The following is a 4,333-nucleotide window of genomic DNA, read 5'->3' as shown; positions in this document are numbered from 1 at the left end:
TCCGAGCCCATGCGCGTGAATTCGCGATGATCGCGCGCCGACAGCGACGGGCCGGCGGTCATCATGCGGCCGACGCGGATCGCCACGACGACCGGTACGGCCGTCCACAGATCGAGCCAGCGGCGGGAAAAGGCATCGAGGTGGTGCTGGGCATGTTTCGACATGACGGGGGGACTCCGGCTTTCGGGGGGGATTCGGATCAATCCGGCTGGCCGGATGAGCAATGCGGGCCTCGCGCGACGGGCTGGCAGAACTGACCGCAGCCGCCCCCCGGCGGTTCGGACGCAGGCCGGAATACTTCGGCACGCCCTGCGCGCGCGCGGCCCCCGCGCGGCCCGGAACGCCAGCGGACGAGCGGCCTTCAGGCATCGTCGCCCCCCATCGCCACCCAGGCCTGCCCGAGCGCCAGCCCGCCGTCGTTCGGCGGCAGCTCGCAGGCTTCGAGCACGCGCAGGCCGGCGGCTTCGAGCCGCGCGCGCAGGTCGCCGACCAGCAGCAGGTTCGCGCAGCAGCCGCCGGCGAGCGCGACGGTATCGAGCCGGTGCCGGGCGGCCAGCCGCAGGCTGTGAGCGGCCAGCGCCGCAGCGAGCGTCGCGTGGAAGCGGGCGGCGCCGCGTCCGGGCCCGGTTTCGTCGGCGAGGCTCGCGAGCAGCGGCAGCAGGTCGAGTGTGCCGTCCTCGAAAGATCGCCAGCGCCCGGCGAGGGCTTCGACCGGGCCGTGGCGGCGGGCGGCGGCTTCGAGGCGGATCGCGGCCTCGCCTTCATAGGTGTTGACGGCACAGACGCCGAGCAGGCCGGCGGCGGCGTCGAACAGCCGGCCGCAGCTGCTGGTCGGCGGGCAGTGCAGGCCCTTGGCCAGCATCGCCGCGACCGTGCGGGTGGCCGGCTGCGGCAGGCGGGCCGGGATGTCGGCGGCGCGACCGAGCGCATGCAGCGCCGAGGCCGCCATGCGCCAGGGCTCGCGTGCCGCGGCATCGCCGCCGGGCAGCCGCATCGGCGCGAGCCGGCCGAGGCGCTGGCCTTCTTTCGAAAGCCACTCGCCGCCCCACAGCGTGCCGTCGTGACCGAGGCCGAAACCATCGAGCACGAGTCCGAGCACCGCGCCGGTGTGGCCGTGTTCGGCGAGCACGGCGGCGAGGTGGGCGTGGTGGTGCTGGACCGGAATCAGCGGCAGGTCGTGCCGGGCCGCGTATTCGCTGGCGAAATGCGCGGCGGCCGAGTCCGGATGCAGATCGCAGGCGACGCGCTCGGGGCGGATGTCCAGCACCGCGAGCAGATGCGCGACCGTGTCGGCCAGCGCCCGGCGTGCGGCGGCGCTGCCGAGATCGCCGAGGTGCTGCGACAGCCAGGCGCGATCGGCGCGCGTCACACAGACGGTGTTCTTCAGCTCGCCGCCGAGCGCGAGCACCGGCGGGCCGGCCGCCGGCAGGCGGATCTCCTGCGGCGTCCAGCCGCGCGCACGGCGCAGGAACAGCGGCTTGCCGGTGCGGGCGAGCAGCACGCTGTCATCGACGCGCTGCAGGATCGCGCGGTCGTGGCCGAGCACGGCATCGGCGATGCCGGCGAGCCGCGTGCAGGCCTCGGCATCGTCGATCGCCAGCGGCTCGCCGGACGGATTGGCCGAGGTGCAGACGAACAGCGCGGACTGCGCGGCCCTCAGCCAGTCGCTGCCGGCCGGGCGGCCGGCGGCCTCGTGGAACAACAGGTATTGCAGCGGCGTCGCCGGCAGCATCACGCCGAGCCGGTCGAGGCCGGGCGCGATGCCGGGCAGATATGCGTCCGCCGCGGGCGCCGGCAGCAGCACGATCGGCCGCTGCGGGCTTTCGAGCAGCGCGCGCGCCGGCGCATCTGTCGAAACAAGACCAGCGAGCGAGGCGGGGTTTGCGGCAAGCAGCGCGAAGGGTTTGCCGGGCCTGCGCTTGCGCCGGCGCAGCCCGGCGACCGCGGCGGCATTGCGCGCATCGCACATCAGATGAAAACCGCCGAGGCCCTTGACCGCGACGATGCCGCCGGCACGAAACAAGGCCAGCGTCGCGGCGAGCGGATCGCCATCGACCTCCGCGCGGCTGCCGTCGGGCCGCTGCAGCCGCAGCTGTGGCCCGCAGGCCGGGCAGGCCAGCGCCTCGGCGTGAAAGCGCCGGTCGGCCGGATTTTCGTATTCCTCACGGCAGCTTGCGCAGAGCGCAAAGCCGGCGAGCGCGGTGTTCGGGCGATCCCAGGGGAGTCTCGCGGCGATCGTGTAGCGCGGGCCGCAGTGCGTGCAGGTCGTGAACGGATAGCGCCAGCGCCTTCCGGCCGGATCGAAGGTCTCGGCGAGGCAGTCCGCGCAGACCGCGGTGTCGGCGCCGATGCCGGTGCGCACCGGCCCGCGGCCGCTGTCGAGGATCGCGAAGCCATCGGAGCCGGCGAGCGGTGCCAGCGTCTGCGCCTCGATCGCGTCGAGCCGCGCGAGCGGCGGCGGCACGGCGAGCGCGGCACGAAACAAGGCCAGCGCCGGCGCCGGCCCCTGCACCTCGATCGCGACGCCGTCGCCGTCGTTGCGCACCCAGCCGGCGAGGCCGTGCTCGTGTGCGAGCCGCCAGATCCACGGCCGCAAGCCGACGCCCTGCACCAGACCGCGCACCTGCAGCGCGAGCCGGGTGATCGGCACGGCGACGGGAGCGGGGATGTTCATGAGCGGGCCGCTTCAGCCCTCCGCGACCGGCGCCGGCGTGCGCAGCCACGCCAGCCAGGCGTCGAGCCCTTCGCCGGTCTTCGCCGATACGCTCAGCACCGGCGCGCGCGGATTGACGCGGCGCAGGCAGTCGAGCGCGTATTCGAGATCGAAGTCGAGGTGCGGCAGCAGGTCGGACTTGTTCAGCAGCACGAGGCTGGCCGCTGCGAAGATGTCCGGATATTTCAGCGGCTTGTCCTCGCCCTCGGTGACCGACAGGATCGCGACCTTCGCCGCCTCGCCGAGATCGAAGGCCGCCGGGCAGACCAGGTTGCCGACGTTCTCGATGAACAGCAGCGTGCCCGGATCGAGCGGCAGGCGCGGCAGCGCGCGCGCGATCATGTCGGCATCGAGGTGGCAGCCCTTGCCGGTGTTGATCTGCACGGCCGGCGCGCCGGTGGCGCGGATGCGCTCGGCGTCGTTGGCGGTCTGCTGGTCGCCTTCGATGACGGCGAGCGCACGTTCGCCGGCAAGCCGGCGGATGGTCGCGCAGAGCAGTGTGGTCTTGCCCGAGCCGGGGCTGGAGACCAGGTTCAGCGCATGCACGCCGTGCGCTGCGAACCAGCGGCGGTTTCGCGCCGCGAAGTCGTTGTTCTTGGCGAGGATGTCGAGTTCGAGCTGCACGAGCCGGCCCTGTTCGACGCCGCCGACGTGCACGCCGGCCGGGCCGTGGCCGAAGTGCAGGTCTTGTTTCGAGGCCGGCGCGGCCGGCGACGGCGACGGCTGGCCTTGTTTCGAAAGATCGCCAGCCATGCGCAGTCTCAGGCCGTCGACCGCAAGCGGTGCGGCCGCAGCCGGGGCGAGCGGGGCCAGTCCGTCGATGCGCAGTTCACCCGCGCCACAGCCGCAGACCGTACACATGCTTCAGTCGACCTCCAGATCCTGGATGCGCAGTTCCTCGCCGCCGGTCAGCCGCAGCCGGAAGCCGGCGCAGCGCGGGCAGGCATCGAAACGCTGCGCGAGCGTCACGGTGTCATTGCAGTCGAAGCACCAGGCCGTGCCCGGCACTTCGAGGATTTCGAGCGTCGCGCCTTCGGCGAGCGTGCCCTGCGTGGCGACATCGAAGCCGAAGCGCATCGCATCCGGCTCGACGCCGGCGAAGGCGCCGATCGCCAGCCGCACGCGGCGCACGCGCGAGAAACCGTGCGGGCCGGCCGCGGCCTCGATCGAGCGCACCACGCTCTGGCACAGCGATAGCTCATGCATCGGCGGTCATCCGCAGCGCGATGCGCACGCAGGGATCGAGCGCCGCGGCCAGGGTCTCGGCGGCGCGGGTCGCGTCGGCATCGGACTGCGCCGGCAGCGTCGCGATGGCGTCGGCGAGCGGCCCGCGCGGGTGGAAGTTCCACTCGGTCGGGGCCAGCACCCGCCAGCCCGTGACCAGCGGCCCGTCGAGCGCGACGCGATGCGTCAGCGTGCCGCGTGCGCATTCGACCTGCGCGAGGCCGACACCCGGCCGCGGGCTGTACGCGCGCAGCAGCGCGGCGGCGCCCGTGCCGCGCTGCACGCGCCCCCAGTCGGCGCGCAGTTCCATCCACAGCGCCAGCAGCCGCGTCGCGACGCAGGGGCCAGAGCGCTCCAGCGCCCGCGCGACGACCGGGGACGCCGCCTGACGCACCA

Annotated in this window: 3 protein-coding genes and 1 pseudogene; all 4 read right to left on the bottom strand. The window is 73.7% G+C overall.

The features are described 5' to 3' along the window. Window positions 1-361 precede the first annotated feature (361 nt). The gene (gene hypF / locus PKE44_RS15615; protein ID WP_324552945.1) at window positions 362-2,674 is read right to left on the bottom strand and encodes a carbamoyltransferase HypF; all 2,313 of its coding nucleotides are present in this window, start codon (window positions 2,672-2,674) and stop codon (window positions 362-364) included. A gap of 12 nt (window positions 2,675-2,686) precedes the next feature. Further along, window positions 2,687-3,574, bottom strand: coding sequence for a hydrogenase nickel incorporation protein HypB (gene hypB, locus PKE44_RS15610; RefSeq protein ID WP_324552942.1), 888 nt, complete (start codon window positions 3,572-3,574; stop codon window positions 2,687-2,689). A gap of 3 nt (window positions 3,575-3,577) precedes the next feature. Next, a complete protein-coding gene (gene hypA, locus PKE44_RS15605) occupies window positions 3,578-3,919 on the bottom strand; it encodes a hydrogenase maturation nickel metallochaperone HypA (RefSeq protein ID WP_324552939.1) in 342 nt (113 codons plus the stop codon). Beyond that, a pseudogene (locus tag PKE44_RS15600) lies at window positions 3,912-4,333 on the bottom strand (hydrogenase); the annotation flags it as partial. The gene hypA and the pseudogene PKE44_RS15600, both read right to left, overlap by 8 nt.

The organism is Plasticicumulans sp., from assembly GCF_035331805.1.
Classification (GTDB): domain Bacteria; phylum Pseudomonadota; class Gammaproteobacteria; order Competibacterales; family Competibacteraceae; genus Plasticicumulans.
The sequence above is the reverse complement of the archived record's forward strand: the minus strand, read 5'-3'. Positions and strand labels throughout refer to the sequence as shown.

Bases quoted from the DNA above. Each gene is read 5' to 3' on its own strand.
- hypB (WP_324552942.1), bottom strand. From the start codon at position 3,574: ATGTGTACGGTCTGCGGCTGTGGCGCGGGTGAACTGCGCATCGACGGA.
- hypF (WP_324552945.1), bottom strand. From the start codon at position 2,674: ATGAACATCCCCGCTCCCGTCGCCGTGCCGATCACCCGGCTCGCGCTG.
- hypA (WP_324552939.1), bottom strand. From the start codon at position 3,919: ATGCATGAGCTATCGCTGTGCCAGAGCGTGGTGCGCTCGATCGAGGCC.